5 protein-coding genes and 1 tRNA gene are annotated in these 5,060 nt (G+C 60.6%); all 6 read right to left on the minus strand.

Annotation, left to right across the window (positions count from 1 at the left end):
- Window positions 1-384 precede the first annotated feature (384 nt).
- Window positions 385-461: transfer RNA gene (locus ACXJKO_RS29705), tRNA-Asp, on the minus strand.
- A gap of 141 nt (window positions 462-602) precedes the next feature.
- A complete protein-coding gene (locus tag ACXJKO_RS29710; RefSeq protein ID WP_457094619.1) occupies window positions 603-827 on the minus strand; it encodes a hypothetical protein in 225 nt (74 codons plus the stop codon).
- A 31-nt stretch (window positions 828-858) separates the two neighbouring features.
- Entirely contained in the window at window positions 859-1,362 is a 504-nt protein-coding gene (locus ACXJKO_RS29715) for a peptide deformylase (protein WP_457094620.1), read from the minus strand.
- Between the two features lie 7 nt (window positions 1,363-1,369).
- A complete protein-coding gene (locus ACXJKO_RS29720; protein WP_457094621.1) occupies window positions 1,370-1,765 on the minus strand; it encodes a VOC family protein in 396 nt (131 codons plus the stop codon).
- Between the two features lie 281 nt (window positions 1,766-2,046).
- Entirely contained in the window at window positions 2,047-3,078 is a 1,032-nt protein-coding gene (locus ACXJKO_RS29725; RefSeq protein WP_457094622.1) for a hypothetical protein, read from the minus strand.
- Window positions 3,078-5,060: penicillin-binding transpeptidase domain-containing protein (locus tag ACXJKO_RS29730; protein ID WP_457094623.1), on the minus strand; the 1,983-nt coding region annotated here is incomplete at its 5' end. The genes ACXJKO_RS29725 and ACXJKO_RS29730, both read right to left, overlap by 1 nt.

Raw genomic sequence — 5,060 nt, forward strand, 5'->3', positions numbered from 1 at the left:
GGCTACCTCCACGTTCGAGAACCCGGCAACCCGCTGGCCCGACTTCAAGGACGGGATGCCAGCGCGCCCCTCCCTGCTCGTCATCACCAAACAGGGTGGCGGCAAGATCGCGTAAGCGGGACTGCCGATCTGAGAAATGACAAAGGAGCCCCAGCGGCTCCTTTGTTCGTTCATGGGGCTTGATCGGGAAACAGTGGACAAGATTTTGTCCACTCCCATGTCATGGCCGGGCTTGTCCCGGCCATCCCGATCCGAAAAGCACTGCACTCCACAGTATCGGGATCACCGGCACAAGGCCGGTGATGACGTGCGGTGAGATCTCTTATGGAGAGAGACAGCGCTCCAAAGCGCTTCTGAGAGAAATGAAATGTCTCTGGGAAGAAGTGGCGCGGGCGACGGGGCTCGAACCCGCGACCTCCGGCGTGACAGGCCGGCACTCTAACCGACTGAGCTACGCCCGCGCATTTTCTTGATCCATCGCTCGCTGGCCGACATTCGGTTTCAAGCGGTGGAGGCGCGCTCGTACCGGTGAATGGGCACACTGTCAAATGGTTTGAGGAATTTTCGTCCACTCATGCACATGCGGGGACAAAATCCCTTCGTCAGTCCTGCGTGCTGATCGAGAAGACTTCGTAGCCCGCCCCGTTGAGGACACGCACGGCCTGGATCTCGGGATCGCGGGATTGCGGGCGACGGGCGAGCGAGAACACCTTGCGTGCACGCTCCTTCGCCTTGTCCAGTGAATCCGTGCGGACCATGATCCGCCGGATCACCCCGCCTCCCGCCTCATCGGAGGCGACCGTCTCGATGCGATAAACTTCGATCACGAAGCTGAAACTCCAGTTTGATGAGATTCCGTCACGCCTGAAGGCGCCGCAGCTTCTCGAATTTCTTGATCAGGCGATCCCGCTTGAGCTTCGACAGCCGGTCGATCCAGAAGATCCCATCGAGCTGGTCGATCTCATRCTGATGGCATACCGCCAGGAGACCGTCCGCCTCCTCCTCGCGCTCGACGCCATCGAGCCCCTGATATCCGACCCGGACCCGGGCATGGCGCTCGACCTCGTCCGTCACTCCAGGCATCGAAACACTGCCTTCCACATGGCGGATCATTTCGGGCGAGGTCCACAGGATCTGCGGATTGGTGTAGATGCGCGGAGCAGGATCGGCATCGAGCTGGATGACGACGACGCGCCTGAGCTCTCCGATATGGGGAGCGGTGATGCCGATTCCAGGCGCCGCCCGCATGGTCTCGGTCAAGTCACGCGCCAGGGCCGCAAGCTCATCGTCGAACGAGACAACAGGCTCGGCTTTCCGGCGCAGGCGCGGGTCGGGGAAGCGGACGATGGGGCGTGTGGTCATGGACAGGCTACTTGTAGCGCCCGGCGCRCTGCAGAACCTCGATCTTGTAGCCATCGGGATCCTGAATGAAGAAGAACTTCGCCAGCAGCGTACCCTCGTGCATGAACTCCTTGATCGGCAACGGAGACAAGCCAAGCGAGGTCATGCGGGCATGCTCCGCCTCAAGGTCATCGACTGATACCGCGAGGTGGCCATAGCCGTCGCCCAGGGCATAGGACTCCGTTCGGTCATGGTTGATCGTCAGCTCGACCTCGAAATCGCTCTCATCGTTACTCAGATAGACGAGGGTGAAGCCATCGAAGCTCAAGCGCTCGGCGACTTTAAGGCCAAAAGCCTTGCCGTAGAAATCCAGTGAGCGCTGTTCGTCCAGCACCCTGATCATGGAATGAATGGTCTTGGCCATGCGTGAGCCTTTGATTCAATATAGCGCCCTGCACTAGCAGCCAGGAAAGCTTGACGGAAGCGCTTTTCACCTTCGACTGCATGGTCCCACCTCATATTTGGAATGTCCGGTTGCAGTCGAGAAAATGTGAACCTGCCAAGCTTGAGGTAAGCCACAATGACACGGAACTTGTGAGGCCTTTAGAAAATTGACTTGGTACGGAGGCATCACACCCGCAACCCCTTGTCGCCTCCGGCAACTCGCAGCCCCGTTCAGCCTGCCTGGAACGGGGCTTTTTCCTGCTAGAAAAGCTCGGCAATGGCGCGGATGCGATTGCGCACGTAGCTTGGCAGTCCGGCGCTGATGGAATTGCCCGAGTTGAACGAACTCTTCCCCATGAGGACCTGTGCCGGGATGAGATTGCGCAGAACCGGGACGTTCGCGAACTCCTTCTTCTGTTGCAGTACATCTGTTTCGACGCCGAGCACCATGAACACGGTTGCGACCGTCTTGCCGCCGTCCGTCGGATGCGCTTGGAGAACAGCCAGCAATTTCCCGAACTGCATCACTTGATTCACATCGAAGATCGTCTGCTCCAGCACGCCCGTGACCGGCGCATTCAGTCCCGTCAGCTTGGCGAAACCAACCTGATCGATGTCCTGAGCCGGGAGAACCCTGATCTCGCTTTGAAACTCCATGAATTCCGAAATCTTCTTGCCGCCCTCCTCGAGCTTGTTGGCGAGCCGGACCCCAACAGGCAACTTACCCTCCAGCGGATAACGCGACTCGATGCACACGGATTGCGGAGCCTCGCACCAACGCCGGTCAGGGTTGCGATTGTGGGCGCTTTGCGGATCGATATTGGGCCGCGCCTGATCCGCCGTGATGATGCGGTGCTTGATCGAAGGATCGATCTTCTCCAGCACGTCGAGGGCGATATAGCGGTTAAGATCGATGGCGCTTGCGGCCTTGCCGATCAGAAATCGCGCCTCCGCCACGTACATATGAAGCTTCTCGGTATAGGGCTTCACGATGCCATGAACGGAGACCTTGATATGCGGCTCGGCATAATCCGGAAAGAGGCTCAAATATCGCTTCTGCTGCGGATTTTCGCGCGCCCAATCCTCGAAGCGGATCAGGCCGGTCTCGGCTTCGGTCGACGTGCCCCCGCTCCTGTCACTGAACAGGATCGTGTTCGCCTTCAACTGCGCAGGCGGAACGCTCGCCACCGATGGCACATCCTCAATGTGGAATTCCGCCGCCAGCAATGGCGCAGAACCGGAGAATGCAGCCAGGCCGATCAGGCCGCAGCGCAGCCAATCAAATACTCTCATCAATAAACTCGCCTTGAACCCCAGGGATAATCCGGATCGACACGCCGCGGCCGGGGTGGAGGATCATCCTCCCACCACCAGCGCGAACCGTAATTGGAGCGCGGTTGCGAGGGAGCATTCTGACGCAAGCTGTCGAGCCAGCCGGGGCCCTGAGGCGAAGGCGCCTCCTCGTAAGGATCGTAGCTCCCTTGCTCATCGCCATCGCCCCATGGATCCGGATGACGATAAGCGTAGACCTCCGCCTGCGGCACCAGTCGGTACTGCGTCTCGCTCAGGCGCCCGAACCAGTTGAGCCGGAAATACTCGATGAAGGCCCCTCTCTGTCCATCGGTCAGACGCTCGCCGGAATTGAGATCGATCGGCATGGCGATGAGCTGCTTGGCCGCCTGCGGCGATGGCGGGCTCAACGGTGTCTTCGGGGCGTGATGAATCCAAGCCGCCTCGACGATGTCCTTGAAGATGGGTGCGGATACCTTCGCACCCGTCTGCCCTCGTCCCAGAGTGCGGCGCTTGCCGTCCGCATTGTCATGACCGACCCAGACCACGACCGTGACGTCGTTGGTGAAACCYGCAAACCAAGCATCGTTTTCATTGTCGGAGGTGCCGGTCTTACCTCCGGCATAGGGAGCAAGAGCTTTCAGGTTACGCGCCGTTCCACGCTCCAGCACGCCTTGGAGCATCGTCTTCAGCTGATAGAACGCAGCCGCATCCGCCGAGCCGAACCGCACCAGTGCCTTGGATCTGCGGCTGTAAATGGCGCGCCCGCCTTGCTCGATGCTTTCGAATGCATAAGGCATCGGCATCGCACCTTCATTGGCGATGGAGGCATAAAAGGCCGCGAGATCGAGAATCCGCACCGGCTGCGCACCGAGAACGAACGGGTAATACGGCGTGCATTCGAGATAGAGCTGCGCCTCCAGGGCCAACTCGCAAACCCGCTCCAGGCTTTGCTCCGCAGAGGTTTCGATGCCGCCATCGAGCAGGCGCGCCGTCACGAGGTTCTTCGAGTTCTCCAATGCCCGGCGCATGGTGACGATGCCCGAACCGCCGCCGTCATAGTTCTTTGGCCTCCAGTAATCGCCGCCCCTCGTGCCATCCTCGCGCCGTATGGGCGGAAGAGTGACGGGGGAATCCCAAACGAGGGTGTTCGGCTGCAACCCTTTCGCGAGAGCCGCAAGGTAGGTCAGCGGCTTGAAGGCCGAGCCCGGCTGGCGATGAGCCTGCGTCACGCGGTTGAGTTGACTCAAGGGATAGGAGAAGCCGCCCGTCATCGCAAGGATGCGTCCGGTCTTATTCTCCAGAACGACCGCGCCGCCCTGCACGGATGGCGGCGTGCGCAGATCGGCGCGAACGACACCCTTGTCCTTCTGCTCGATCAGCTTGACACGCACCACATCATGAAGCTTCAGGTCGCGCCGCGCCGCCTCCCAGGCATTGAGTGGCAGCACGCGTCCATCGCTCAACCCGACACGGAGAACGTTGGCGCCCGTCTTGCGGTCTCTGCCCTTCTCGATGACGACAGCCGCCGGCCATTGCACATCATACAGGGGCAGACGCGCGGCATTGAGAGCCCGCTGCCAGGGCGGCTCGGGCGAATCCTTGGCGTCCTTGAAACCCTTGATGGCCTCGGCAAGATTGGCTTCGGCGCCCTGAAACCGCTGCCGGCCGATGCTCATCTCATAGCGTGCCAGCCCCTCCTGCAAGGCAGCCTCGGTCGCCTGCTGCAAGGGCGGGTTGATGGTCGAGAGCACTGTGTAGGAGCCCGCCGTCAGATTCTCGATATGGGCGAGCGTACGCGCATCGCGATTGATGTGATCGACAAAGTAGAAACCGCTCGTGCGCTGCGGCCTTTCGAACGGCACCGTCTTTGGGAGCGATGCCACCTCCTGCTGCACCTGATCGGGCGTCAGAAGACCGTCCTCTTGCATCCGGCTCAGGACATAGGCCATCCGCTCCCGCGCGCGCTCGGATTGCGTATCGGG

Source organism: Microvirga sp. P5_D2 (assembly GCF_054049475.1).